Annotated in this window: 21 protein-coding genes; 13 read left to right on the forward strand and 8 right to left on the reverse strand. The window is 70.1% G+C overall.

The genetic code is table 11. The features are described from left to right. Positions 1-20: 20 nt before the first annotated feature. Positions 21-1,667, forward strand: a complete 1,647-nt coding sequence (locus OG787_RS09900; protein ID WP_369029522.1) for an alpha/beta hydrolase — start codon at positions 21-23, stop codon at positions 1,665-1,667. 234 nt (positions 1,668-1,901) lie between these two features. On the opposite strand, the gene hemQ is transcribed toward OG787_RS09900, so the two are convergent. Further along, entirely contained in the window at positions 1,902-2,633 is a 732-nt protein-coding gene (gene hemQ / locus OG787_RS09905) for a hydrogen peroxide-dependent heme synthase (RefSeq protein WP_369029521.1), read from the reverse strand. Between the two features lie 145 nt (positions 2,634-2,778). Beyond that, a complete protein-coding gene (hemG, locus tag OG787_RS09910) occupies positions 2,779-4,200 on the reverse strand; it encodes a protoporphyrinogen oxidase (RefSeq protein WP_369029520.1) in 1,422 nt (473 codons plus the stop codon). 197 nt (positions 4,201-4,397) lie between these two features. On the opposite strand from hemG, the gene OG787_RS09915 reads away from it, so the two are divergent. Both OG787_RS09915 and OG787_RS09920 read left to right on the forward strand, forming a co-directional pair. Further along, complete coding sequence (locus OG787_RS09915) at positions 4,398-5,390, forward strand: DUF4349 domain-containing protein (protein WP_369029519.1); 993 nt, start codon at positions 4,398-4,400, stop codon at positions 5,388-5,390. 57 nt (positions 5,391-5,447) lie between these two features. Next, positions 5,448-6,869, forward strand: a complete 1,422-nt coding sequence (locus OG787_RS09920) for an FAD-dependent oxidoreductase (RefSeq protein WP_405534948.1) — start codon at positions 5,448-5,450, stop codon at positions 6,867-6,869. An 82-nt stretch (positions 6,870-6,951) separates the two neighbouring features. Here OG787_RS09920 and OG787_RS09925 read toward each other — a convergent pair whose 3' ends face one another. Then, a complete protein-coding gene (locus OG787_RS09925) occupies positions 6,952-7,296 on the reverse strand; it encodes a hypothetical protein (RefSeq protein ID WP_369029517.1) in 345 nt (114 codons plus the stop codon). A 124-nt stretch (positions 7,297-7,420) separates the two neighbouring features. On the opposite strand from OG787_RS09925, the gene OG787_RS09930 reads away from it, so the two are divergent. Further along, entirely contained in the window at positions 7,421-8,239 is an 819-nt protein-coding gene (locus tag OG787_RS09930) for a rhomboid family intramembrane serine protease (protein ID WP_405534949.1), read from the forward strand. An 18-nt stretch (positions 8,240-8,257) separates the two neighbouring features. Here OG787_RS09930 and hemE read toward each other — a convergent pair whose 3' ends face one another. Next, positions 8,258-9,352, reverse strand: coding sequence for a uroporphyrinogen decarboxylase (gene hemE / locus OG787_RS09935; RefSeq protein ID WP_405534950.1), 1,095 nt, complete (start codon positions 9,350-9,352; stop codon positions 8,258-8,260). A 141-nt stretch (positions 9,353-9,493) separates the two neighbouring features. Between hemE and OG787_RS09940 the strand changes: the two genes are divergently transcribed. From OG787_RS09940 to OG787_RS09955, 4 genes are all read left to right on the forward strand, one after another. Continuing rightward, entirely contained in the window at positions 9,494-10,159 is a 666-nt protein-coding gene (locus tag OG787_RS09940) for a DUF3000 domain-containing protein (RefSeq protein WP_369029513.1), read from the forward strand. Positions 10,160-10,477: 318 nt separating this feature from the next. Then, the gene (locus tag OG787_RS09945) at positions 10,478-11,680 is read left to right on the forward strand and encodes an IS110 family transposase (protein WP_405534951.1); all 1,203 of its coding nucleotides are present in this window, start codon (positions 10,478-10,480) and stop codon (positions 11,678-11,680) included. Positions 11,681-12,035: 355 nt separating this feature from the next. Beyond that, complete coding sequence (locus OG787_RS09950) at positions 12,036-12,695, forward strand: response regulator transcription factor (protein ID WP_235474254.1); 660 nt, start codon at positions 12,036-12,038, stop codon at positions 12,693-12,695. A gap of 155 nt (positions 12,696-12,850) precedes the next feature. Next, positions 12,851-14,140: an HRDC domain-containing protein gene (locus OG787_RS09955; RefSeq protein WP_369029511.1), complete on the forward strand. Its 1,290-nt coding sequence runs from the start codon at positions 12,851-12,853 to the stop codon at positions 14,138-14,140. Positions 14,141-14,208: 68 nt separating this feature from the next. On the opposite strand, the gene OG787_RS09960 is transcribed toward OG787_RS09955, so the two are convergent. From OG787_RS09960 to OG787_RS09970, 3 genes are read right to left on the reverse strand one after another with little or no spacing between them, the layout of a single operon-like run. Next, positions 14,209-15,039 carry a carbohydrate ABC transporter permease gene (locus OG787_RS09960; RefSeq protein WP_405534952.1) on the reverse strand — a complete coding sequence of 277 codons (831 nt, stop codon included), beginning with the start codon at positions 15,037-15,039 and terminating at the stop codon, positions 14,209-14,211. Next, entirely contained in the window at positions 15,036-15,938 is a 903-nt protein-coding gene (locus tag OG787_RS09965; protein WP_369029565.1) for a carbohydrate ABC transporter permease, read from the reverse strand. Before OG787_RS09965 ends, OG787_RS09960 begins: the two co-directional genes overlap by 4 nt. Beyond that, positions 15,902-17,215: an extracellular solute-binding protein gene (locus OG787_RS09970; RefSeq protein WP_405534954.1), complete on the reverse strand. Its 1,314-nt coding sequence runs from the start codon at positions 17,213-17,215 to the stop codon at positions 15,902-15,904. Before OG787_RS09970 ends, OG787_RS09965 begins: the two co-directional genes overlap by 37 nt. Positions 17,216-17,373: 158 nt before the next feature. On the opposite strand from OG787_RS09970, the gene OG787_RS09975 reads away from it, so the two are divergent. The 4 genes from OG787_RS09975 to OG787_RS09990 all read left to right on the forward strand — a co-directional run bounded on the left by OG787_RS09975 (position 17,374) and on the right by OG787_RS09990 (position 24,398). Then, entirely contained in the window at positions 17,374-19,779 is a 2,406-nt protein-coding gene (locus tag OG787_RS09975; protein ID WP_405534955.1) for a glycoside hydrolase family 2 protein, read from the forward strand. Beyond that, entirely contained in the window at positions 19,776-20,813 is a 1,038-nt protein-coding gene (locus OG787_RS09980) for a LacI family DNA-binding transcriptional regulator (protein ID WP_405534956.1), read from the forward strand. The genes OG787_RS09975 and OG787_RS09980 overlap by 4 nt, the downstream gene beginning before the upstream one ends. A gap of 232 nt (positions 20,814-21,045) precedes the next feature. Further along, on the forward strand, positions 21,046-22,272 hold the full coding sequence (locus OG787_RS09985) for an acetyl-CoA C-acyltransferase (RefSeq protein ID WP_235474261.1): 1,227 nt from the start codon (positions 21,046-21,048) through the stop codon (positions 22,270-22,272). Further along, on the forward strand, positions 22,269-24,398 hold the full coding sequence (locus OG787_RS09990) for a 3-hydroxyacyl-CoA dehydrogenase NAD-binding domain-containing protein (RefSeq protein ID WP_369029506.1): 2,130 nt from the start codon (positions 22,269-22,271) through the stop codon (positions 24,396-24,398). Before OG787_RS09985 ends, OG787_RS09990 begins: the two co-directional genes overlap by 4 nt. Positions 24,399-24,761: 363 nt before the next feature. On the opposite strand, the gene OG787_RS09995 is transcribed toward OG787_RS09990, so the two are convergent. Next, a complete protein-coding gene (locus OG787_RS09995) occupies positions 24,762-25,832 on the reverse strand; it encodes a hypothetical protein (protein ID WP_405534958.1) in 1,071 nt (356 codons plus the stop codon). A gap of 143 nt (positions 25,833-25,975) precedes the next feature. On the opposite strand from OG787_RS09995, the gene OG787_RS10000 reads away from it, so the two are divergent. After that, the gene (locus OG787_RS10000; RefSeq protein WP_405534959.1) at positions 25,976-26,353 is read left to right on the forward strand and encodes an NTP pyrophosphohydrolase; all 378 of its coding nucleotides are present in this window, start codon (positions 25,976-25,978) and stop codon (positions 26,351-26,353) included. The last annotated feature ends 6 nt before the right edge of the window (positions 26,354-26,359 follow it).

A 26,359-nucleotide genomic window follows, 5' to 3' on the forward strand; every position in this document is an offset into this window, starting at 1 on the left:
GCCACCGAAGGGATACGCGAATGCGAGCTGCCGCCCTCTACACGGCTGCCGGGTCCTTGCTGCTGACCACCCTGGCCGCCGCCCCGGCGGACAGCGCCCCGGGCCTGCCCGACCGCCCGGGCGGTCCCGGCTCGGCCGAGTTCCGGGGCTCCGTGCTGGCCGCCGCACGCGCCGGGGCGGCCGGGATCCGCTTCGGGAAGTGCCCGGCGGAGGAGGAGCTGCCGGACAGTCTGCGCTGCGGCACGGTCACCGTGCCGCTCGACTACGCGCGCCCCGACGGCAAGCAGATCAAGCTCACCGTCAGCCGGGCCGAGGCGACCGGCAGGGACCCGCGCAACCCCGAGCACAAGGTGGAGCGCCAGGGCGCCCTTGTCTACAACCCGGGCGGCCCCGGCGCCTCCGGCATGTTCTTCCCGCTGATCGGCGTGATCCCGGAGTGGAAGCGCATCGCGGGGGCGTACGACCTGGTCGGGTACGCCCCGCGCGGGGTGGCCCGGTCGGCGCCCCTGTCCTGCAAGGACCCGAAGCACTTCTTCAAGGGACCCACGCAGGCACCGGTGCACCCCTCGGAGTCGTACAAGCAGGAACGCATCGCCGAGGCGAAGGCGTACGCGCGCGGGTGCGCCGAGCGCTCGGGCGACGCGCTGCGCCACTACCACTCCCTCAACAACGCCCGTGACCTGGACGTCCTGCGCGCCGCACTCGGCGAGGACCGGCTGACCTTCATGGGCGCCTCGTACGGCACTTACTTCGGCGCGCTGTACGCGACGCTGTTCCCCTCGCACGTACGGCGGATGGTGTTCGACTCGGTGGTGAACCCGGCCCCGGGCGGCGTCTGGTACCGCAACAACCTCGACCAGTCGGCCGCGTTCGAGGCCCGCTGGGCCGACTTCCGGGCCTGGGTGGCCAAGCACGACGACGTGTACGGCCTGGGTGCCACGCCCGATGCGGTACTGCGGAGCTACGAGAAGGCGGCGGCCCAGCTCGCCGCCGAGCCGGCCGGCGGGAAGGTGGGGCCCGGCCAGTTGCAGGGCGCGTTCCTACAGGCCGGGTACTACGACGACTACTGGCCGCACCGCGCCCACGCCCTGTCCGCCTACCTCAAGGGCGATCCGCAGCCACTGATCGACCAGGCGGCACCGGTGACGGAGGCGGCCGCCGAGGCGGAGAACGGCAACGCGGTCTACACGGCCGTCGAGTGCAACGACGCGCCCTGGCCGACGAGCTGGCAGGTCTGGGACCGGGACAACACCCGGCTCGCGCGCACGGCGCCCTTCGAGACCTGGGACAACGCGTGGATGAACCTGCCCTGCGCCTACTGGCAGGCGCCCCGGCAGACCCCCCTCGACGTCCGCACCGGCCCGGGTGAACTGCCGCCGGTGCTGATCCTGGCGGCCGAACGGGACGGCGCGACACCGTACGCGGGCGCCCTCGAACTGCGCCGCCGCCTGTCCGGCTCGTCCCTGGTGACCGAGCGGGGCGCGGGCACGCACGGCATCGCGGGCGGCCCGAACCAGTGCGTCAACGCCCACCTGGACGCGTATCTGCTGGCAGGCCGCCTGCCGGGGCGCAGCGCTGACTGCGCCTCACATCCGGAGCCGCGCCCGGCGGCCCCGGTCGCCCGCTCCCAGAAGACACTCAGCGGGAAGGCCGCTCAGGGGGCGTGAAGCGGGCGCCGACGGGCGAAACCCGCGACCGTCCGCCCACCCTCACGACCGGACCGGCCGGTCCGACCCCCGTCTGCCGCAACGGTCCGCGCACCTCGCGGCGCGCGGTGCCGCTTCCCCCGGGAGACGCGGCACCCGGGGCTGCGGCGCCCCCGGGGACGCGGCATCCGGCGCTGCCGCCGCCTCGCGGCGGGTCCGGCGGCCCTCCGGCCGCCCGCAGTGCACCGCCTCCGGTCAGGCGAGACCCTCGACCAGCTCAGCCACCGACTTGCGGCGGCCGGTGTAGAACGGGACCTCTTCGCGGACGTGCATGCGGGCCTCGGAGGCGCGCAGGTGGCGCATGAGGTCGACGATGCGGTACAGCTCGTCGGCCTCGAAGGCCAGCAGCCACTCGTAGTCGCCGAGGGAGAACGAGGCGACCGTGTTGGCCCGCACGTCCGGGAAGCCACGGGCCATCTTGCCGTGGTCGGCGAGCATCCGGCGACGGTCCTCGTCGGGCAGCAGGTACCAGTCGTACGAGCGCACGAACGGGTAGACGCTGATGTAGTTCCGGGGCGTCTCGTCGGCCAGGAACGCCGGGATGTGCGAGCGGTTGAACTCGGCGGGGCGGTGCAGCGCCATGTTCGACCAGACCGGCTCCAGGGCGCGGCCCAGCTTGGTGCGGCGGAAGAGGTTGTACGCCTCCTGGAGCTGGTCGGCGGTCTCGGCGTGCCACCAGATCATCAGGTCGGCGTCGGCGCGCAGCCCCGACACGTCGTACGTGCCGCGCACGGTCACGTCCTTCGCGGCGAGCTGGTCGAACAGCTCCTGGACCTCGTCGGCGTAGCCCGCGCGGTCCACGGGCAGGACGTCCTTCAGCTTGAAGACGGACCACAGGGTGTAGCGGATGACCTCGTTGAGGTCCTTGGCCAGCTTGCCCTTGTTCGGGATCCGGCCGGACTCGGTGGTGGGGGCGTCGTCACTCATGCGCCTATTCTCCCGCTCCGCCGGGACCCGCTGAGCACCGGGTGGCCTCAAACCGCTCCAAGCGGCTCTGCCGAACTCCGCGCGGTCCACCCCGCGCCCAAGGGGCGCGGGGAACTGCGCGACCAGCCACGACGAGCCCGCAGCCTCACAACCACCCTTCCCGCGGAACAGACAGCGCGTCGACTGCCGTGTACGCGCTCGCAATACACGCCGGGATGCCGACACCGTCATACGCCGCACCGCACACCGCGAGGCCCGGGAGCTTGGCGATGTGTTCGCGGATGCGGTCCACGCGGGCGTGGTGGCCGACGGGGTACTGGGGCAGGCCGTCGTCCCAGCGGGTGACGCGGCTCTCGACGGGGGCCGCCGTCAGTCCGGTGGCCTCCTCGAGGTCGTGGCGCGAGACGTCCACCAGGTCGGTGTCGGGGCGCTGGAGGATCTCCGTCTCGGCGTACCGCCCGACGGAGGTCCGCAGGACGAGCAGGTCCGGGTTCTCCTCCGCGATCCAGCCCCACTTCTGGGAGGCGAACGTCGACGCCTTGATCGTGCGTCCGTCGACGGGCGGCACCAGGAAGCCGCTGCCCTCGGGGAGGCTGACGTCCGCGCGGCGGTAGGCCAGGGTGATCAGGGCCATCGAGGCGTACTCCACGCCCGCGAGCTCGGCCGCGGCGGCCGGTGCCTCGGCGCGGAGCAGGTCTGCGGCCACCGGGGTCGGTACGGCGACGACCACCCCGTCCGCGTCGAACACTCGCTCCCCGGCCACGACCCGCCACGCCGCCGACGTCCCGGCCACCCGGCGCAGCTCGCTCACCGGCGCCCCGGTGACGATCTCGCCGCCCCGCGCGCGGACCGACTCCGCGACGGCGAGCGGCAGTTGGCCCACACCCCCCTGGATGCCCATGAAGACCGGGCCGGACTGCTGGGGGGCGGCGGCCATCCGGGCCTGGATGCCGCGCACGCCCTCCGTGAGGGACGCCTGCTTCTTCGCCACCTCGAAGAGCTGGGGCACGGCCGAGCGCATCGAGATGCGGTACGCGTCCCCCGCGTACACCCCGCCGAGTAGCGGCTCGACCAGCCGGTCGACGACCTCGCGGCCGAGGCGCGCGGCGACGAACTCCCCCACCGCCACGTCGTCCCCGACCTCCGTGCGCGGCAGGTCGGCGTCGCGCTCGATCCGGGCCAGCCCCTCCTCCGAGAGGACGCCGGACAGGGCCGAGGCGTTGCCGGGTACGCCCATGACGTGCCCCTTGGGAAAGGGCCGCAGGGCGCCCCGGGTCCAGATCGAGGCCGTAGAGGTGGCGGGCGGCTGGAGGCGGTCGTCGAGGCCGACCTCGCGGGCGAGCGCGACGGCTTCGGGTCTGCGCGCGAGCATCGACTCGGCGCCGAGATCGACCCGCGCGCCCGCGATCTCGCCGGGCAGCAGCTTGCCGCCGACGCGCTCGGACGCCTCCAGGACCGTGACCCGAACACCCCGGTCCAGGAGCCGGTGGGCGGCGGCCAGACCCGCGATCCCGCCCCCGATGACGACGACATGCCCGGCACCCGCACGGGCCTCCACTGCGCTCATGCCACCACCCTCTCAGACCCCGCTGACACTCCCGTCGGCGCACACCGCTCCGCGGTGTCCGACACGAGTCCCGACCGTGACCGCATCGGGACCACAACCGGCCAACGTCTCGAACCCTTCGGGCGTCGAAGGAACGTCAGCCGTGCACCACGGCGGTCCAAGACGGTCCGACGACAGCCCTCGGGGGGATCCGCAAGATGAACAGACTGCGCACAAGCCGTACACGACGCTCCGTACGACCCGTTCAGGCCCTGGCGGGAATCCTTCTCGCCGCCGGCCTGACCCTCACCGGCTGCAGCGGCGGCCTCGGCGACGGCGACAGCTCGAGCAGCGACGCGGGTGGCGAGGCGGCACAGCCCGCCTCGGGCGCCCTGGAGGACCAGGCCGAGGCCGACAGCAAGCCGGGCAGCGCCAAGGACGGCGCCGCCCAGGCCAGCACGGCACCCCAGCCCGCCGCCGGCGCGCACATCATCCGTACCGTGTCCGTCTCCGTGCAGGTCAAGAACGTACCCAAGGCCCTGGCCAAGGTCCGCACCACCGCGCAGAACGCGGGCGGCTATGTCGGAAGCGAGACGACGACCCTGAACGAGGAGGAGGGCGAGGAGGGCAGCGAGAGCACCGAGATCGTGCTGCGGGTGCCCGTCGGCGAGTACGAGGAGGTCCTCGCCGATCTGGAGGGCACCGGCAAGCTGCTGCACCGGGAGGCGGAGGCGAGGGACGTCACCGAGCAGGTCGTCGACGTGGAGAGCCGGATCACCACGCAGCGCGCCAGCGTGAACCGCATCCGCGAGCTGATGGACCAGGCCACCAAGCTCGCCGATGTGGTCACCCTGGAGAGCGAGTTGAGCCGCCGCCAGGCCGACCTGGAGTCGCTGCTCGCCCGCCAGACCTCCCTGAAGGACCGTACGACCCTGGCCACGATCAACCTCTCCCTGTCCGAGACCCCGGCCAAGGAGTCCGACGAGGACGAGGACCCCGGCTTCCTGGACGCCCTCTCGGGCGGCTGGGACGCGTTCGTGACGATGCTGCGCTGGATCGTGGTGGCCATCGCCGCCGTACTGCCGTTCGCGGCGGTGGCGGCCCTGCTGCTGTTCGTCTGGCTGCGCCTGACCCGCACCCGTCGGCAGGGCTCCGCCCCGGCGACGACCACGAGCCCGGCGGCACAGCCGACCGGCCCGGACGAGGACTGACCAGAACTGATCAGAACCGACCGGGACTGAAATGCCAGGTCCCCGTAGCGTGTTCGTATGAGCATGAGCGCGAGCGATGACCGTACGAGGGACACGAAGCGTGGGACCGAGCGGCTGGTCGTGATCGGCGGCGACGCGGCGGGCATGTCCGCCGCGTCGCAGGCACGACGGCTCAAGGGCCCCGACGAGCTGGAGATCGTCGCGTTCGAACGCGGCAACTTCACCTCCTACTCGGCGTGCGGCATCCCCTACTGGGTGAGCGGCGACGTCCCGGACCGGGACCAACTGATCGCCCGTACGCCCGAGGAGCACCTGGCCCGCGACATCGACCTGCGCATGCGGACGGAGGTCATGGAGATCGACGTCCCCGGCGGCCGGGTACGCGCGCGTGCCCTGGACACGGGCGCCGAGTCATGGACGTCGTACGACAAACTGGTGATCGCCACGGGCGCCCGCCCGATCCGCCCGGAGCTGCCGGGCATCGAAGCCCCCGGGGTGCACGGCGTGCAGACCCTGGACGACGGCCAGGCGCTCCTGGACACCCTGGCCACCACCGAGGGCCGACGCGCGGTCGTGGTCGGCGCGGGCTACATCGGCGTGGAGATGGCCGAGGCGCTCATCAATCGAGGCTACGAGGTGACGGTCGTCAACCGCGGCAAGGAACCGATGTCCACGCTCGACCCCGACATGGGCCGCCTGGTGCACGAGGCGATGGAGGGCCTGGGCATCACCATGGTGAACGACGCCGAGGTCACCAAGCTGCTCACGGGCGAGGACGGCAGAGTACGCGCGGTGGTGACCGACGACGCCGAATACCCGGCGGACGTGGTCGTGCTCGGCATCGGAGTCCGCCCCGAGACGAGCCTCGCCCTCGCGGCAGGCCTCCCCCTGGGCGACCACGGCGGCCTCCTCACCGACCTCGCGATGCGGGTGCGCGGGCACGAGAACATCTGGGCGGGCGGCGACTGTGTGGAGGTCCTGGACCTCGTCTCCGGCCGCGAACGGCACATCGCCCTCGGCACGCACGCCAACAAGCACGGCCAGGTCATCGGCGCGAACGCCGGCGGCGGCTACGCCACCTTCCCCGGGGTCGTCGGCACGGCCGTGAGCAAGGTCTGCGACCTGGAGATCGCCCGCACCGGCCTCCGCGAGAAGGACGCACTCCGGGCGGGCCTCCGCTTCGAAACGGTCACCATCGAGTCGACGAGCCGCGCGGGCTACTACCCCGGCGCGGCCCTGATGACCGTGAAAATGCTCGCCGAACACCGCACAGGCCGCCTCCTTGGCGTCCAGATCGTCGGCCGCGAGGGCGCGGCAAAACGCGTCGACATCGCAGCGGTGGCCCTGACGGCCCGCATGACAGTCGAACAGATGACAGCCCTGGACCTGGGCTACGCGCCCCCGTTCTCCCCGGTCTGGGACCCCGTACTGGTAGCGGCAAGGAAGGCATCAGCAGCGGTACGGGTCAATACGCGCTAGGGGCAGCTTGCCTAGGGGCGCGGGGAACTGCGCGACCAGCCACACACAGCCCGCACCCGGCAACGAACCGAACCTCCTGTCGCTAGGCCGTTCCGTTGATCCGATCAATAGCCTGCCGAGCCTGCTCAGCCGGCGGCCGAGACGGCAACGAGGACACAGAAGCCGACGCCGAAACCGCCGGGGCCGAAACCGCCGGCGCCTGCCCCGGCTGCGCCCCCGCGGGCCTGGCGTGGGCGCCCAGCCCGCTGGACCTCAGCCGATGGCTGACAGCCTCGTCCAGCGACACAGGCCGCTGCATCTGCGTAGCCAACCGCCCCGCCTCCTGGCCGAGCCGCGCCACGTCCTCCCAGGGCAGGTGGACCACCAGGGCCAGTTCGGCCTCTCCGTTGGGCAGAGCCACCATCGGAGGAGTAACTCGGTCGTTCATCGCCTGTTCCTCACGTCGTCCCCGCGACGCGCCTTCGTCGTGCCGCGGACGTTGAGGACAGATACGGACACACGGACAGTCGCGTTCACCGATTCACGGGACGCATCGCGGGCACTACTTCCTTGTGGTCATCCCCGTCCATGACGTGAACCCCGCAAGCCGCACCCCTTGGGTCACGTACGCCCTGATCGCCGCGAACGTCCTCGTGTTCCTCTCCATGCCCGGCATCGCGGGCTCGGTGACGGGCGAGAGCGGCCTGGCACAGCTGTGCCACCTCCAGGCCTTCCTGGACCACTACGCCGCCGTGCCCCGGGAACTGATCCACGGCCAGTTGCCGCGCGTGGTCCCGACGGGCGACGTCGGGATCGGCACGGGAGGGCCGGGCTGTGTGATCGGCGCGCCCACCTACGACAAGTCACCCGTGCTGTCCGTCTTCACGGCGATGTTCCTGCACGGCGGCTGGCTGCACCTGCTGGGCAACATGCTGTTCCTGCTGATCTTCGGCAACAACATCGAGGACCGCCTGGGACATGTGCGGTATCTGCTCTTCTACGTCGTCTGCGGCTACGCGGCGTCGTACGGCTTCGCGCTGCTCAACGCCGACTCGGGCGACCCCCTGATCGGCGCCTCGGGGGCGATCGCCGGTGTCCTGGGCGCCTATCTGGTGCTGTTCCCGAAGGCCAGGGTCTGGGTCCTGGTGCCCTTCCTGATCTTCCTGCCGCTGCGGCTGCCGGCCTGGCTGGTGCTGGGCTTCTGGTTCGTGCTCCAGGCGGTGTACTCGTCCGGCGAGGGCGTCTCCGAGGTCGGCACCGTGGCGTACGCCGCCCACATCGTCGGCTTCCTCGCGGGCATGCTGCTCGCCTGGCCGCTCAGGGCCGGCACCCCGGCGCCGCCCGAGCCGGGCCGCCTGCTGTGGGGCAGGCAGGCACGGCATACGTGGTGACGGGCGCCGGCACAGGGCTCAGCGGGCGGTGCTGGTGTGGACGTACTCCACGAGGCGGGTCAGGGCGTCCGGGGGCGTGTTCGGCATGACGCCGTGGCCGAGGTTGAAGACGTGGCCCTCCAGGCCCTTCGCGGAGTCGAGGACCTCGCGTGTCTTGGCCTCGACGGCCTCGGTGGAGGCGAACAGGACCGTCGGGTCGAGGTTGCCCTGGAGCGCCTTGCCGGGGCCGACGCGGCGGGCGGCCTCGTCGAGCGGGACGCGCCAGTCGACGCCCATGACGTCCACGCCGGCCTCGCTCATGGGGGTGAGCAGCTCGCCGGTGCCGACACCGAAGTGGATGCGCGGCACGCCGTACCCCTCGACGGCCTTGAAGACCTTCTGGGAGGCGGGGAGCACCGAGCGGCGGTAGTCGGCCGGGGCGAGGGCCCCGGCCCAGGAGTCGAACAGCTGGACGGCGCTGGCGCCCGCCTCGATCTGGACCTTGAGGAAGGCGGCCGTGATGTCGGCGAGGCGGTCGAGGAGGTCGGCCCAGAGCTGCGGGTCGCCGTACATGATCGCCTTGGCGTTCTCGTACGTCCGGGACGGGCCGCCCTCGACGAGGTAGCTCGCGAGGGTGAAGGGCGCGCCGGCGAAGCCGATCAGCGGGGTGGCGCCGAGTTCGCGGGTGAGCAGGCCGATGGCCTCGGTGACGTACGAGACGTCCTCGGGGGTGAGGTCGCGGAGCTGGGCGAGGTCCGCGCGGGTGCGGATCGGCTTCTCGACGACCGGGCCGACGCCGGGCTTGATGTCGAGGTCGACACCGATGGCCTTGAGCGGGACGACGATGTCGCTGAAGTAGATCGCCGCGTCCACGTTGTGCCGGCGCACCGGCTGGAGGGTGATCTCGGTGACCAGCTCGGGCCGGGTGCAGGACTCCAGCATGGGGATGCCCTCGCGGACTTTGCGGTACTCGGGGAGGGAGCGCCCGGCCTGGCGCATGAACCACACGGGTGTGTGCGGCACCGGCTCGCGTCTGCATGCCTTGAGGAAGGCGGAATCCTGCACGGCGTCGTTCTTGACGGCGGCGGACGTCGCTGTCGGCTGCTGGCCCGCGGGGCTCTGGTTCGCGCTCACGACCCAAAGTCTCGCACGCCCCACCGACAGCCCCGGCGACGGTCCCGAGAACTGCCCCGTCGGCGGCTCCGACCGTACTGTGGCCCGTCCCACGGGTGTCCCTCCCCGCGCGGAGGCCCGGTTCCCTTTAATCTTCCCCGCATGGCTGCGGCTCAGGGACGACTGTCGGACGGCGCTGGCGGAATGGACGACGCGAAGGAGGGGGACCGGGATGCGGACACGGCTCCGTTGCCCTTCCGGGCTGCCGTCGACGCGTTGCGGTCCGCGCGGCTGAGGCCGCAGATCGAGATCGAGCCGACGCGGGCGCCCCAGCGCCTGGCGCCGTACGCGTACGCCCTGGAGGCGGCGGTCGTCGACGGTGAGGAGGATCTGGCCGACGGCCGGCTCGTCCTGCTGCACGACCCGGCCGGGCACGACGCCTGGCAGGGGTCCTTCCGGCTGGTGACGCTGGTGCGCGCCGAGCTGGAGCCGGAGATGGCCGCGGACCCGCTGCTGCCCGACGTGTGCTGGTCGTGGCTGACGGGTGCGCTCCAGGCGCGCGGGCTGTCGTACGGCGAGGCCAGCGGCACCGTCACGCGCGCGAGTTCGCACTACTTCGGCGGGATGTCGGAGCGCCCTGCCGCCTCCCAGATCGAGATCCGCGCCTCCTGGACACCCCGCGAGGGCCTCGGCGGCGTCCCGGACACCGCCTCCCACCTGGCCTCCTGGTGCGACCTCCTCGCCCAGATCGCGGGCCTCCCACCGGCCGCCCCCGGCGACGCGTCGGTGGTGACGCTGCCACAGCGACGGGGCCCTCAGTCCCGCTGATCAAGCGGCTCCGGCAGCGCCCCTAAGGGGCGCGGGGAACTGCGCGACCAGCCCCCGTTATCTTCTTCGCGGTCCTGCAAGAGGACCGCTGGCCTCCGGGCCCGGCATGGCTGTTCCCCCCTGTCGAACCGATGACCTGGGGGGTGGTGCCACCGGGCCCGAGAGGCGCCGTTGGAGACGCTGATGAGAGGTCCGACTACCGCCTGGCCTGGTGCAACGCCCGGCCGCTTGCGGGCGGCAGGTCTGCATAACGTGGATGCGCGCATACGACGCCAACGCCCTGGCCAGCACCGCACGAACCCCGTTCAGGAGGATGGGTTGGACGACATCGACGACGTGGGCGTCTTCCTCGGCCTGGACGTCGGCAAGAGCACCCATCACGGGCACGGGCTCACCCCGGCCGGCAAGAAGGTCTTCGACAAACCGCTGCCCAACAGCGAACCGAAACTGCGGGCCGTCTTCGACAAGCTGGCCGCGAAGTTCGGCACCGTCCTGCTGATCGTGGACCAGCCCGCCTCGATCGGCGCCCTGCCACTGACCGTCGCCCGGGACGCGGGCTGCAAGGTCGCCTATCTGCCCGGCTTGTCCATGCGGCGGATCGCCGACCTGTATCCGGGCGAGGCGAAGACCGACGCGAAGGACGCCGCGGTGATCGCGGACGCCGCCCGGACCATGCCGCACACCCTGCGCGCGCTGGCACTGACCGACGAGATCACCGCCGAACTGACCGTTCTCGTGGGCTTCGACCAGGACCTGGCGGCCGAGGCCACCCGCACCAGCAACCGAATACGCGGCCTGCTCACCCAGTTCCACCCCAGCCTGGAACGCGTCCTCGGCCCGCGCCTGGACCACCCCGCCGTGACCTGGCTGCTGGAACGCTACGGATCCCCGGCCAGCTTGCGAAAGGCCGGTCGCCGCAGGCTCGTTGAGGTGATCCGGCCCAAGGCCCCGCGCATGGCTGCCCGGCTGATCGACGAGGTCTTCGACGCCCTCGACGAGCAGACCGTCGTGGTCCCGGGCACCGGCACCCTCGACCTCGTGATCCCCTCGCTGGCCCGCTCGCTCGCGGCCGTCCACGAACAACGACGAGCCCTGGAAGCACAGATCGGACAGCTGCTGGAGGCGCACCCTCTTTCCGCGGTCCTGACCTCGATTCCGGGGGTCGCGGTCAGGACCGCCGCCACCTTGCTGGTCACCGTCGGCGACGGCACCAGCTTCCCCTCCGCCGCCCACCTGGCCTCCTACGCCGGCCTCGCCCCCACGACCAAGTCGTCGGGGACCTCGATCCACGGCGAACACGCACCCAGAGGCGGCAACCGGCAGCTCAAACGCGCGATGTTCCTGTCCGCGTTCGCCGCCCTGCACGATCCCGCCTCCCGCACCTACTACGACAAATGCCGGGCCCGCGGGAAGACCCACACCCAGGCACTTCTCCGCCTGGCCCGCCAGCGGATCAACGTGCTGTTCGCCATGCTCCGCGACGGCACCTTCTACGAACCCAGAACCCCACGCCTCGCTTGACGAAAGACATAGAGGCACCCCCCCCACACACCGGCCCGCGGGGAAGACACCACGTATCCAGCTGAACGGCCTTGCGGTCCCCGCCCGGGGACCGCAAGGCCGTTCCCCTTTGTCACGCCCGAGCACCCTCCTTTGTCGCGTATCGGCACGCCGTCTTTAGTAGCTCTTTGTCGATACGGCCACTTTCGGCCGCGTATCGACGTAGAGCGAAACCGTTCGATCTTCGGATGATCGAAGGCGTGTCCGAATTGCACGGATTGTTACTCACCAGATCGTGATCTTTCTCTAAAGGAGCACAGGTTTGATGCCGAAGACCTCTGTGACCTTGAAAGCACGCCGCACTCCAGGAGGCCTGGTGTCCGTTCTTCTTGAGCAGCCCGCAAGCCTGGTCGCCTACCGCCCGAACAAGCCGACCGCCATGGTGGTCGTGGCCGACCCCCGCGTCCGCTCCACCGTCACCCGCCACCTGTGGGCGCTCGGTGTACGCGATGTGATCGAGGCCTCGTCCATCGCGGAGGCTCGTCCCCGCATCGGCAACCCCCGCGACATCTGCGTCGCTGACGTCCACCTGCCCGACGGCAGCGGGCTCACCCTGCTGTCCGAGACCCGCGCCGCGGGCTGGCCCAACGGCCTGGCCCTGTCCGCCGCCGACGACATCGGAGCCGTACGCAACGCCCTCGCGGGCGGTGTGAAGGGTTACGTCGTCACCGGCACCCGCAACAACGTCGGGCTTCCCAGCCGACCCGGCGCCGCCCCCATCGGCGCCGGCGCCCGTATGCACCGCCGCCCCCCGGGTGCCCCGAGCCACCCGGGCGGCTACCGCGAGCTGTCCGGCCGCGAGGTCGAGGTCCTTCGACTGGTCGCGGAGGGCCAGTCCAACAAGGCGATCGGCGTCTCCATGGGCCTGTCCGCGCTCACCGTCAAGAGCCACCTCGCCCGTATCGCCCGCAAGCTCGGCACGGGCGACCGCGCCGGGATGGTGGCGGTGGCCCTCCGAACCGGGATCATCCACTGAACCCCGCTGAACAATGATCAACGACCATCACTGACCACTGATCACCGACCGAATTCACTGACACGTGTGACACGTGACTGGTTTACGACCCCAAGGCGCCCGTCGACGGAACGTTCCGTCGGCGGGCGCCGTCCATACACAGATACCCTTGACAGGTGACCGAAGCCCAAGAGACCGCAGCAGACAGCTCACTGCGAACCACCGGAGGCGCTCCTCCGGACGACAACGGATCTTCTGAGGCTCAGGCGCCGATCCCCCTCCTCGAACCCCGTGACGGTATTCCGCCAGTCATCGCCGACGAGAACGCGCTCGCCGAGGTGATCGCCACGTTCGCCGCGGGCAGCGGTCCCGTCGCCGTCGACGCCGAACGTGCGTCCGGTTACCGCTACGGACAGCGCGCCTATCTGGTGCAGCTGCGCCGTGAGGGCGCCGGCACCGCGCTCATCGACCCGGTCGCCTGCCCCGATCTGTCCGGCCTCGGCGAGGCGCTCGACGGTGTGGAATGGGTCCTGCACGCCGCCACGCAGGACCTGCCCTGTCTCCGCGAGATAGGCATGATCCCCGCCACGCTGTTCGACACCGAGCTGGCCGGACGGCTGGCCGGGTTCCCCCGGGTCGGCCTGGGCGCGATGGTCGAGGGCGTCCTGGGCTTCGTACTCGAGAAGGGCCACTCCGCGGTCGACTGGTCGACCCGGCCGCTGCCCGAGCCCTGGCTGCGGTACGCGGCGCTCGATGTCGAACTCCTGGTCGACCTGCGGGACGCGCTGGAGAAGGAGCTGGACCGGCAGGGCAAGCTGGAGTGGGCCCGGCAGGAGTTCGACGCGATCGCGTCGGCGCCGCCGCCCGAGCCCCGCAAGGACCCCTGGCGGCGTACGTCCGGTATGCACAAGGTGCGTCGGCGCAGGCAGCTGGCCGTCGTACGGGAGCTGTGGGAGACCCGGGACCGGATCGCGCAGCGCCGGGACGTGTCGCCGGGCAAGGTGCTGTCGGACGCGGCGATCGTCGAGGCCGCGCTCGCCGTGCCCGCCAATGTGCACGCGCTGGCCGGGCTGACCGGGTTCGGACACCGGATGGGGCGGCGGCAGCTGGAGCAGTGGCAGGCCGCGGTGGACCGGGCGAAGGCGCTCACCGACGCGCAGTTGCCCCAGCCGGGGCAGCCTGTGGTCGGGCCTCCGCCGCCGCGGGCCTGGGCCGACAAGGATCCGGTGGCCGCGGCGCGGTTGTCCGCGGCACGGGCCGGGGTCTCGGCGCTGGCCGAGGGGTTGAACATGCCTCAGGAGAATCTGATCACTCCGGACACGGTGCGGAGGGTTTGCTGGGAGCCGCCTGTCGTCGTTGACGCGGAGGCTGTTGCGGGGGCTCTTGAGGGGTACGGGGCTCGGGCCTGGCAGGTGGAGTTGGTGACGCCTGTTCTGGTTGAGGCTCTTTCCGCCAAGGCGCCGTAGGGGTTCTGTTCGTCGGCGGGTGCCAGCCCGTCGTGGCTTGTCGCGCAGTTCCCCGCGCCCCTAAAAGCTCACCTCGTCGCTCCTCTCATGAAGCCGTTGTAGATGAACCTCTGCAACGACAGGAAAGCGACCAGTGTGGGCAGGATGACCAGGACCGCGCCTGCCGAGATCGTCTCCCAGTGGGCCGCGAAGGGGCCCTTGAAGCGGAAAAGGGACGTCGAAATCACGCCAAGATCCTCGGACGGCATGTAGAGGAAGGGGATGTAGAAGTCGTTGTAGACGGTGATCCCCTTCACTATCACCACCGTCGCGATCGCCGGCTTCAGGAGCGGGAAGATGATCTTGCGGTAGATCGTGAAGGCGTTGGCTCCGTCGAGACGTGCCGACTCGTCCAGGGAGATCGGGATCGAGCGGACGAACTGAAGGAAGATGTAGATCGACACGATGTCGGTGCCCATGTAGAGGGCGATCGGTGCCCAGAGGGTGTCGAACATGCCGAAGCTGTTGACGATCTGGAACGTCGCCACCTGGGTCGTGACGCCGGGGACCAGGGTCGCCACCAGGAACAGGCCGATCACCAGCTTCCGGAAGCGGAAGGTGAAGCGGTCGATCGCGTACGCCGTCATCGAGCCGATGAGGACGGTTCCCGTGACGGTGAAGAGGAGGATGAGGGCCGTGTTGGCGAACGCGGACAGCATCTCGCCGTCCTGGAACGCCGTCACGTAGTTGTGGAGGTTCAGGAGGTCGCCGGGGAGGGAGAGCGCTCCGCTGTCGTCCGCCATCTCCTGCTCGGACTTGAGCGAGGTCAGGACGATCACGCCCAGCGGCAGCAGGACGACCACCGCCGCGAGGACCAGGGACAGGTACACGAACGTACGGGCGATCGCTCGGCGCGTCATACGAGATCCACCCTGTCGTCCGGGACGAGCCGCCGCTGTACCCAGGTCACGGCGAGCACGATCAGCAGGAGTACGACGGCCGCCGCCGAGGCGAGCCCCGTCTTGTTGAACTGGAACGCCAGCTTTACCGTCTGGATCACGAAGGTCTCGGTGCCGGTCGCGCCGCCGGTCATGATGTACGGGATCTCGAAGACCGAGAGGGAGCCCGAGATCGACAGGATCACGCTCAGGCTCAGTACGGGCTTGATGCCGGGCGCGATGATGTACCGGAACTGGTGCCAGCGGTTCGCACCGTCGAGTTCGGCGGCCTCGTACAGCTCCCCCGGGATGGACTGGATCGCGCCCAGGAACAGCACGAAGTTCAGGCCCATGTAGCGCCAGACCGAGACCCCGGCGAGCGAGATGTTCGCCGACGTCGGGGTGCCCAGCCAGGCGTGGTCCGTGTGGACGCCGAACAGGCCCAGCACCGAGTCGAGGGTGCCGCCGTCCTGGAAGAAGTAGAGGAACACGAAGCCGATCGCGACCCCGTTGATCAGATACGGGAAGAACAGCACGCCCTTGAAGAAGTTCCGGAACCGGATGTCGAAGCTCAGGATCGTCGCGAAGTAGAGCGCGGCGACGATCTGGAGCGCGGAGGCGGCCAGGTAGTAGCCGCTGACGAAGAACACCTCGAACAGCTCGGGGCGGGTGAGGAGTTCGGTGTAGTTCCCGGCGCCCGTGTAGTGCAGTTCGGGGCTGACGCCGTCCCAGTCGGTGAAGCTGTACGCGACCATGTTGGCGATCGGTGCGTAGGTGAAGGTCAGCAGCAGTGCGAGCGGGGCCATCAGGAACAGCCAGGGAGTTACGCCTCGCCGCAGGCGTGTCACCGCGTCCCCACTGAGCGCTGTGCCTCGGCCCAGCGCTTGCCGAGGTCCCCGAGGAAGTCGTCGAGGCTGCCCTTGCGGGCGCCACGGGCCAGGTCGACGAGGTCCTGGCGGTAGTCGGGGGCGTAGATGCCGACCTCCGACTCGGTGTCGACGAGCTTGAGTTGGGCCCCGTCGGTGTCGTCGACCTCGATGAACTTCACCCCGGCTTCCTCGTACGGCTGGAGCACGGTGGGCAACGGGGCGTCCTTGAGCGGGGAGATGGCCAAGTTGTCGTCCGCGTAACCCGACTTGTCGGTGAACCAGTCGATCCAGGCGCGGGCCGCCTCCTTGTGCTCGCTGTGGACGTTGACGGCCTGGTTGTAGTCGGGGCCGACAACTGCACAGAACTTGCCGCCCACTTGGGCCGGGAAGGGCATGAATCCGATGTCGGCGGGGTCGACGCCGGCCTTCTTCGCCGCGTCCTGGAACTGGACGATCGCCCAGGTGCCGAGCCACTGCGTGGCGATCTCGCCCTTCGCCAACCGGGGTTTGGACGCCTCCCAGTTGGTGGTCGTCGGGTCCTTCTCGGCGAGCCCGTCGTGCACGATGTCGTAGAGGAGGGTGTCGCCGACGCGCAGGTCGGCGCCCTTGGCCCAGGGATCGCTCTCGACCAGTTCGGTCGTCGCCCCGGTGTCGCAGCCCACCGAGCCGTTGACGTACGTCCAGGACGTGAGCGGCCACTGGGCGGCGAAGTTGGTGTAGTACGGGTCCGCGTCCGTCTTGGACTTGATCGCCTTCAGGGCGGTGATGAACTCGGCGGGTGTGGTGGGCCAGTCGGTGATGCCGGCCTCCTGCCAGATCCTCTTGTTGTAGAGGAAGCCTGGGGTCACGCCGACCGGGCTCTGGCCGTAGACCTTGCCGTCGACCGTGGTGAAGTCGGTGAAGCGGTACTTCTTGGCGCGTTCGGTCTGGGTGCCGAGGGACGCGAAGAACTTCGGGTAGTCGCTCTTCTTGATCACCGCCGGGATCAGCAGGACATCGCCGTAGTTCTCCGTGTTCATACGGATCTTGACTTCGGCCTCGTAGTTGGTGAGTCCCTCGAACTCGACCTTCACGTTCGGATACGTCCTGCGGAACGCGTCGGCGTATTTCTTCAGCGTGCCGTCCTGCACGAGGTCGGTCCGCACGGTGAGGACCTTGATGGTTCCGCTCACCTTTGACGGATCATCAGGCGCCTTGGCGTCGGCGCCCTTTGAGGTTCCTCCGGTTCCGGTGCACGCGGAGAGCAGCAGGCCGGCGGTGAGGAGTGCGGGAATCGTGCGGCGGTTCATGTGCATCAGCTCCGTTCGGGACGGACGAGCACTAACGGGATGGCTGATTCGGCACTCTGACAGCACTTACTGAACCGGTAAAGTCCCTATTTCGCCAACGCTGACACCACTCTTCCCGCGCTTGACCCACGCGGGAGTAGAACGGTTTAGGAGCGCGCATGCTGGAGGCCACACCGCTCACCGAGGGCTGGACCGTGCGGCACGAGGGGGGCGAACTGGCCGCCGCCGTCCCCGGGTGCGTGCACACCGACCTGCTGGCGGCGGGCGTGATCCCGGACCCCTTCATCGGCCGGAACGAGACCGAGGTCGCGTGGGTGGGGCGGCGGGAGTGGACATACGAGACGGACCTCGACGCCTCCTCGGTCCATGACTCGGTTCATGAGCAGACCGACCTCGTCTTCGACGGGCTCGACACCGCCGCCGAGATCCGGCTCGACGGTCAACTCCTGGGCCAGGTAAGGAACATGCACCGCTCGTACCGCTTCGACGTGACCGGGACGACAGGGCGGCTGTCCGTACGGTTCGCGTCCGCCTACACCGAGGCGGAGGCCGTGCGGGAGCGGCTGGGCGAGCGGCCCGGCGCCTATGCCGAGCCCTACCAGTACATCCGGAAGATGGCCTGCTCCTTCGGCTGGGACTGGGGACCGACCCTCGTCACGGCCGGGATCTGGCGACCGGTGCGGCTTGAGCACTGGTCGACGGCCCGGATCGCGCGGGTGCGCCCCGAGGTGACGGTCGATGAACACGGCGTGGGTCAGGTGAGGTTGGCGGTCGACGTCGAGCGCACCCGGGTCGAGGCCGGGCTCACGCTGGAGGCCAGGGCAAGCCGTGGGAGCAGCGAGTTCCGGGTGCGGGGCACGGTCGACGGGACCAGTGGTGTCGTACGGCTGGACGTGCCGGACGTGGAGTTGTGGTGGCCGCGCGGGTACGGAGAACAGCCGTTGTACGAGGTCGAATTGACGCTTCGCCATGGCGATGTCCCGCTGGACGGCTGGCGTCGGCGGGTCGGGTTCCGTACCGTCGGGCTCGACACGTCCGCCGACGCCCACGGGGCCGGGTTCACGCTGGTCGTCAACGGGGAGCGGCTGTTCGCGAGGGGCGTCAACTGGATCCCGGACGACGTGTTCCCGTCCCGGATCACCCGCGAACGGTACCGGCAGCGGCTCGCACAGGCCGCCGACGTCGGCGTGGACCTCGTACGCGTGTGGGGCGGCGGGATCTACGAGAGCGAGGACTTCTACGACGCCTGCGACGAGTTGGGGCTGCTGGTCTGGCAGGACTTCCCGTTCGCGTGCGCCGCCTATCCCGAGGAGCAGCCACTGCGCGGCGAGGTCGAGGCGGAGGCGCGGGAGAACGTCGTACGGCTGATGCCGCATCCCTCGCTCGTGCTGTGGAACGGCAACAACGAGAACCTGTGGGGCTTCAGGGACTGGGGGTGGGAGCAGCGGCTCGCCGGGGAGTCGTGGGGTGAGGGGTACTACCTGGGCGTACTGCCGCGTGTGGTGGCCGAGTTGGACCCTACGCGGCCCTATACGGCGGGCAGTCCCTGGTCCGGGTCCTGGGAGCGGCATCCGAACGATCCGGCGTACGGTACGCACCACTCGTGGGAGGTGTGGAACCGGGCGGACTACGCCGACTACCGGCTCCAAGTCCCGCGTTTCGTGGCCGAGTTCGGGTGGCAGGCACCGGCGGCGTACGCCACGCTGCGGCGCGCGCTGCCCGGTGAGACGCTCGCTTCCGACTCCCCCGGCATGCTGCACCACCAGAAGGCCGACGACGGGAACGGGAAGCTGGAGCGCGGGCTCGGGCGCCATTTCCCTTTGCCTGACGGGGACTTCGACCGGTGGCACTACCTCACCCAGGTCAATCAGGCCCGTGCCGTCGCCGCCGGGATCGAGCACTGGCGTTCGCACTGGCCGGTGTGCGCGGGGACGATCGTGTGGCAGCTCAACGACTGCTGGCCGGTGACGTCGTGGGCGGCGATCGACGGGGACGGGCGCGAGAAGCCGCTCTATCACGAGCTGCGGCGGCTGTACGCGGACCGGTTGCTCACGCTTCAAGTGCGGGGATCCGGGCTGGTGTTGGCGGTCGTCAATCAGGCGGCGGAACGGTGGAAGGGGACCGCGGAGCTGCGGCGGATGTCCGTGGACGGGGGTACGGGGGGTGGCGGGTCGGTGGTGCGGGTCGGGTTCGTGGCGGAGGGGCGGGCGGTCGCCGAGGTGCCGGTGCCGGAAGGGCTTGTGCCCGTAGGAGTCGGGGAGTTCCTGGTCGCCGACTCGGACGGGCTGCGGGCGCTGCACTTCCCCGTGCCTGACCGTGAAATCCCTTACTCCCGGCCCGAGTTCGACGTGAGTGTCGCTCCGGGGGCTGTCACGGTGACGGCCCGTACCCTCGTACGGGATCTGCTGTTGCAGGCCGATCGGCTGGACCCGGGGGCGCGGGCCGATCGTGGGCTGGTGACCCTGTTGCCCGGGGAACAGGTGACCATCGGGGTGCGCGGCTGGGAGACTCCGGATGCCGAGACCGCCCGATCGGCCCTGTACTGCGTGGAGCCAGCACGATGACGGCATCGCCGACACCCCGCGTCACCATCAAGGACGTCGCCGCGCGCGCCGGTGTCTCCAAGGGGGCCGTGTCCCTCGCCTTCAACCACAAGCCGGGGCTCGCCGAGGCGACCCGGGACCGGATCTTCACGGCTGCTCGTGAACTGGGCTGGGAGCCGAACCTCACCGCGCGGTCGCTGGCCGGGGCGCGGGTCGACGTGGTGGGGCTGGCGATCTGCCGGCCGGCCCGGCTGCTCGGGCTCGAACCGTTCTACATGGACTTCATCTCGGGCGTGGAGAGCGTGCTGACCGAGCACTCGTGCTCGCTGCTGCTCAGGCTCGTCCGGAGTCTTGAGGAGGAGGTCGGGCTCCAGGAGTCCTGGTGGAAGGGGCGGATCATCGGCGGAGCGATCCTGGTCGACCTGCGGGCCGACGATCCCCGCGTCCCGGCCGTCGAACGGCTCGGGATGCCCGCGGTCGCGGTCGGGCATCCGTCGCTCGCCCGCGGGCTCACGTCGGTGTGGACCGACGACGCGACGGCCGTGACGGAGGCGGTGCGGTATCTCGCGGCGCTCGGGCATCGGCGGGTCGCGCGGGTGGGGGGTGCGGCAGCATTAGGGCATTCGAACATTCGTACGGCCGCGTTTGACGAGGCCGCGCGAGGGCTCGGTCTGACTGGGGTGTCTCAGGTGGCGACCGATTTCTCCGGGGACGAAGGGGCTCGGGCGACTCGGTCGCTGCTGTCCGTCTCGGCGGTGGACCGGCCTACGGCGATTCTGTACGACAACGACATCATGGCGGTGGCGGGGCTCTCCGTGGCGGCGGAGATGGGACTGAGCGTGCCGGGGGACGTGTCGTTGCTGGCCTGGGACGACTCACAGTTGTGCCGGTTGACTCGACCTACGTTGTCGGCGATGAGTCATGATGTGCACGGGTTTGGGGCGGATGTCGCTCGGACCTTGTTCGGGGTGATCGGTGGGGGTGGTGACGGGTCTCATCCTGTGGCTACACCCGTGCTTACCCCTCGGGGGTCCACTGCTCCGCCCAAGGGGTAGGGGGCTTCTGTTGTTCGTGCGGGCGCGGGTCGCTTGTGGCTGGTCGCGCAGTTCCCCGCGCCCCTGAGGTCAGCCTCTGTAACCGGCGGTAACATGTTGCCCCATGTGACGTTCACCGCTCGGCCGCCCAGGGGTGTGCAGGGCTGTTACTCACAAGTAGCATGGGGCTGAGCGCCCGCTCAGCGGATGCTTATGCAGCAGTGCCGTCCCGCACCTCTGGAGGAGAGCCATCGTGCCTCGTACCGTCAGGGACGTCGTCTTCGTCGACGGCGTCCGCACCCCGTTCGGCAAGGCGGGCCCGAAGGGCATCTACCACGAGACCCGCGCGGACGACCTCGTCGTGAAGGCGATCCGGGAGCTGCTGCGCCGCAACCCGGGTCTCGACCCCAAGGCGATCGACGAGGTCGCCATCGCCGCGACCACGCAGATCGGTGACCAGGGGCTGACCCTGGGGCGGACCGCCGGCATTCTCGCCGGGCTGCCGCAGTCGGTTCCCGGTTACTCCATCGACCGGATGTGCGCGGGCGCGCTGACGGCCGTCACCTCGGTCGCCGGTTCCGTCGCCTTCGGGGCGTACGACATCGCCATCGCCGGTGGTGTCGAGCACATGGGCCGTCACCCCATGGGCGAGGGCGTCGACCCGAACCCGCGGTTCGTGAGCGAGAAGCTCGTCGACGAGTCGGCCCTGTTCATGGGCATGACCGCCGAGAACCTGCACGACCGCTACCCGCACATCACCAAGCTGCGCGCCGACGAGTACGCCGTGCGCTCGCAGGAGAAGGCCGCGAAGGCGTACGCCAACGGCAAGATCCAGCAGGACCTGGTGCCGATCTCCGTGCGGAACACCAACGACCAGGTGGGTGAGACCGGTTGGGGTCTCGTCACCGCCGACGAGCCGATGCGGCCGGGGACCACCCTGGAGAACCTGAGCGGGCTGAAGACGCCGTTCCGGGTGCACGGGCGGGTCACCGCGGGCAACGCGGCCGGTCTGAACGACGGTGCGACCGCGTCGCTCATCGCGTCCGAGGACTTCGCGCGCGAGAACAACCTGCCCGTCAAGATGCGTCTCGTCTCGTACGCCTTCGCCGGCGTCGAGCCCGAGGTCATGGGCTACGGGCCGATCCCGGCGACCGAGAAGGCCCTCGCCAAGGCGGGCCTCGGCATCGGTGACATCGGTCTGTTCGAGGTCAACGAGGCGTTCGCCGTCCAGGTGCTGGCCTTCCTCGACCACTACGGCATCGCGGACGACGACGCGCGCGTCAACCAGTACGGCGGTGCCATCGCGTTCGGCCACCCGCTGGCCTCGTCGGGTGTGCGTCTGATGACGCAGCTGGCCCGTCAGTTCGAGGAGCAGCCGGAGGTCCGTTACGGCCTCACCACCATGTGCGTCGGCTTCGGCATGGGCGCGACCGTCATCTGGGAGAACCCGCACCACAAGGACGCCGGAGGCGACAAGTGAGCACCACCACTGAGCTCTTGAAGGGTGCGGCCGAGCTGTTCCCCGACGAGGTCGTGACGTCCGCGCACGTACGCCACCTCGATCTGCCGTTCGGCGCGGGCCGTTTCGCGTTGATCACCCTGGACAACGGCTTCGACCACACCAAGCCGACCACCTTCGGTCCGGCCTCGCTGGCGAACCTGAGCGCCGCGATCGACCAGGTCGAGAAGGAGGCGTCGGCCGGCGAGATCGTCGGTGTCGGCATCACCGGCAAGCCGTTCATCTTCGCGGTCGGCGCCGACCTCAAGGGTGTCGAGCTGCTGAAGAACCACGACGACGCGCTCGCCATCGGCAAGGGCGGCCACGAGGTCTTCAAGCGGCTGTCCGCGATCGCCGTCCCGACCTTCGCCTACTACAACGGTGCCGCCATGGGCGGTGGCGTCGAGGTCGGTCTGCACTGCGAGTACCGCACGGTGTCGAAGGCCATCGCGGCCTTCTCCCTCCCCGAGGTCTTCCTCGGCCTGGTCCCCGGCTGGGGCGGCTGCACGATCCTGCCGAACCTCATCGGCGCCGAGCGTGCGGTGAGCGTGATCATCGAGAACTCGCTCAACCAGAACAAGCAGCTCAAGGGCCAGCAGGTGCTCGACCTGGGCATCGCCGACGCGCTGTTCGAGGGCGCGGACTTCCTGGAGCAGTCGCTGCTCTGGACGGCTTCCGTCCTCAAGGGCGACATCACGGTCGAGCGTCCGGCGATCGACCGCGGCGAGGCCTGGGACCAGGCGGTCGCCAAGGGCCGGTTCATCGCGGACAGCAAGGTGCACGGGGCGGCTCCGGCCGCGTACCGCGCGCTCGACATCATCGCCGCGGCCAAGAACGGCGACCTCCAGCAGGGGTACGACGCCGAGGACGTGGCCCTCGCCGACCTGATCATGGGCGGCGAACTGCGGTCCGGCATCTACGCGTTCAACCTCGTGCAGAAGCGCGGCAAGCGGCCGGCGGGTGCGCCGGACAAGTCGCTGGCGCGTCCGGTGACGAAGGTGGGTGTGGTCGGCGCGGGTCTGATGGCCTCGCAGCTGGCGCTGCTGTTCCTGCGCCGTCTTGAGGTGCCGGTCGTGCTGACCGACATCGACCAGGAGCGTGTCGACAAGGGTGTGGGCTACGTCCACGCCGAGATCGAGAAGCTGCTCGGCAAGGGCCGTATCAACCAGGACAAGGCCAACCGCCTGAAGGCGCTGGTCACCGGTGTCCTGGACAAGGCGGAGGGCTTCTCCGACGCGGACTTCATCATCGAGGCCGTGTTCGAGGAGATCGGCGTCAAGCAGCAGGTGTTCGCGGAGGTCGAGGCGGTCGCCCCGGCGCACGCGATCCTGGCCACCAACACCTCGTCCTTGTCCGTCTCCGAGATGGCGTCGAAGCTGAAGAACCCCGAGCGGGTCGTCGGCTTCCACTTCTTCAACCCGGTCGCGATCCTGCCGCTCCTCGAGATCGTGCGCGGCGAGCAGACGGACGACGCCTCGCTGGCCACGGCGTTCGGTGTCGCCAAGAAGCTGAAGAAGACCGCTGTTCTGGTGAAGGACGCTCCGGCGTTCGTCGTGAACCGTATCCTCACCCGCTTCATGGGTGAGATCCAGAACGTGATCGACGAGGGTACGTCGGTCGAGGTGGCGGAGAAGGCGGTGGAGCCGCTGGGGCTGCCGATGTCTCCGCTGGTGCTGCTGGAGCTGGTGGGTCCGGCTATCGGCCTGCACGTGTCGGAGACGCTGAACCGGGCGTTCCCGGAGCGGTTCACGGTGTCGCCGAACCTGGCGGCGGTCGTCAAGGCGGGTAAGCGTGGCTTCTACGTGTACGACAGTGGGAAGCCGGAGTTGGACCCCGAGGTTGCCGCGCTGCTCAAGCAGGGGGATGTCGCCCTGAGCGAGGAGCAGGTGCGGGACCGGGTGCTCGACGCGGTGGCCCAGGAGATCGGGCTGATGCTGGAGGAGGGTGTCGTGGCTGAGGCTCAGGACATCGACCTGTGCCTGATCACGGGCGCCGGGTGGCCGTTCCACCTGGGTGGGATCACGCCTTACCTGGACCGTGAGGGTGTCTCCGAGCGGGTGAACGGCAAGCGGTTCCTGGAGGCCGGGGTGGCTTCCGTCCCGGCGTAACGGTCCGTTGGTGGTCGCTGGGTGCCCTGCATGCCGTGTGTGGTGTGCGGGGCACTTGGTTTTTTCGCCCCCGCCGCCCCTACCCGTCCCATCCCTGGGGGGCTGCGCCCCCAGACCCCCCTTGTCGCGCTGAACGCGCTCGTCCTCAAACGCCGGACGGGCTGGATGGTGCCGGCCGGGACTGGAGGGTTGCGGTCAGGGTTGGAGGGCTGCGGTCGGGGCTTGATCTTTCAGCCCAGGTCCAGGCATTTCAGCCCGTCCGGCGTTTGAGGACGAGGCCGTTCAGGCCGATAGCGGGGGTCTGGGGGCGCAGCCCCCAGCAGGATGGGAACGGGTAGGGGCGGCGGGGGCGAGGAAAAGGCCCTACACCGCCCCCCATGCCTCCAGCGCCAGCCCCGGTTCCCGCTTGCGGCGTGCCACCCTCAGGTCGCCGCCCCCGGGTACCACCGTCGCCGCGACCACCCTGCCGTCCACGTCCTCTGTCAGGGACACCCTTGCGTCCAGCGGGAGTTGGGGGCCCGACTCCGTCCACCACGCCCCCGCCGACTCCTGCTCCGTCGGATACGCCGCGAACGCCACCCGCCCGCTCGCCGAGCGCTGTGCGAGCAGCGTGCAGTCGACCTCGTCCAGGGTGCAGCGGATCACCGAGACCGGGCCGGGGCCCGCGCCGGGGAGTACCTCCACCGGCTCGCTCCCCGCCCGCCACGCGCACACCGTGTCCGTCTCGTCCGTGTAGAAGAGGGTCACGTGGTCGTCGGACGTGACCAGTGCCCGCAGGGTGCCCGGACAGGCCGTCACCTTGAGCGGGGTCTCGTCGAGTTCCGGGATCCAGCCGGGGCCGCCCTGCGTCCACCGCACGATGCCGTGGGGCGAGTTGCCGTACAGCTCCACGCGGCCCGAGGTGCGCGTGACCGCCGTCAACTGCTCTTCCACACCTTCGCCCTTGAGGTCGCGCCAGGGACCCCACCCACCGCGCTCCTTCTGGCCCCGCATACTGACCCCGCCCACCGCGTTCCGTACGAAGACATGGGCGCGGCCCTCCGCGTCGACGGCGACCGCCGGTACGCCCGTCCGGTCGCCCTTCTGGTTCGGGTGGCCGAGGGGCGTCCAGTCGAGGGCGGCGAGAGCGGGGCGGAAGTGGGTGGTGTGGACGAGGCCCGCCTCACCCTTGACCGTGGGGCGCCAGGTCGCCAAGTGGGCGTACTGGTCGGCGCCTTGGCCGACGCCGAGCATGGGGTGCACGCGCTGGTCGCCGCCGATGCGCCTGGGTTCGAGCCAGGGCCCGCCGGGCCGGGACTCCGCGCGGCAGACGATCGCGTCTCCCACGGCGTCGTACGTGCTCAGCCGGCCGTCGCGGCCTCGTATCAGCCAGTCGCCGTTGACCGACTCGGGACGCCCCACGGCCGTGGTCGCGGAAGGAGGAACAATGGGCACTGGACTACTTTAGTGTGCTCTTACCTTTGCCGCGCCTCCCGGCCCCCCTCATCCGGTACAGACGATTCCGGTACTCGCCGTTCCCTTACCCGCCCTTACCTGCCATTGCCCGCCATTTCGGTGCCGCGTGCGACCCTGGCCCCATGGACACCCCACTCCTCCTCATCGTCGACGCCGCGAATGTCGTCGGCTCGGTTCCGGACGGCTGGTGGCGGGACCGGCGCGGGGCGACGGAGCGGCTGCGGGACCGGCTGGTCGGGTATGGGGAAGGCGGTCTGCCCGGGCGCACCGGGCCTCTGGAGATCGTCCTCGTCGTCGAGGGTGCCGCCCGGGGCGTCGAGTCCGTTCCCGGCGTACGGGTCGAGTCGGCGGCCGGCAGCGGGGACGACCGGATGGTCGAACTGGTCGCCGAGGCGCAGGGGCGGGACATCCTCGTCGTCACCGCCGATCGTGAACTGCGGCGCCGGGTCGCGGAGTTGGGTGCCGACGTCGCCGGGCCCCGTACGGTACGGAGCGACTAGCCCGCC

Source organism: Streptomyces sp. NBC_00075, from assembly GCF_045041225.1.
In the GTDB taxonomy this organism is placed as follows: domain Bacteria; phylum Actinomycetota; class Actinomycetes; order Streptomycetales; family Streptomycetaceae; genus Streptomyces; species Streptomyces adonidis.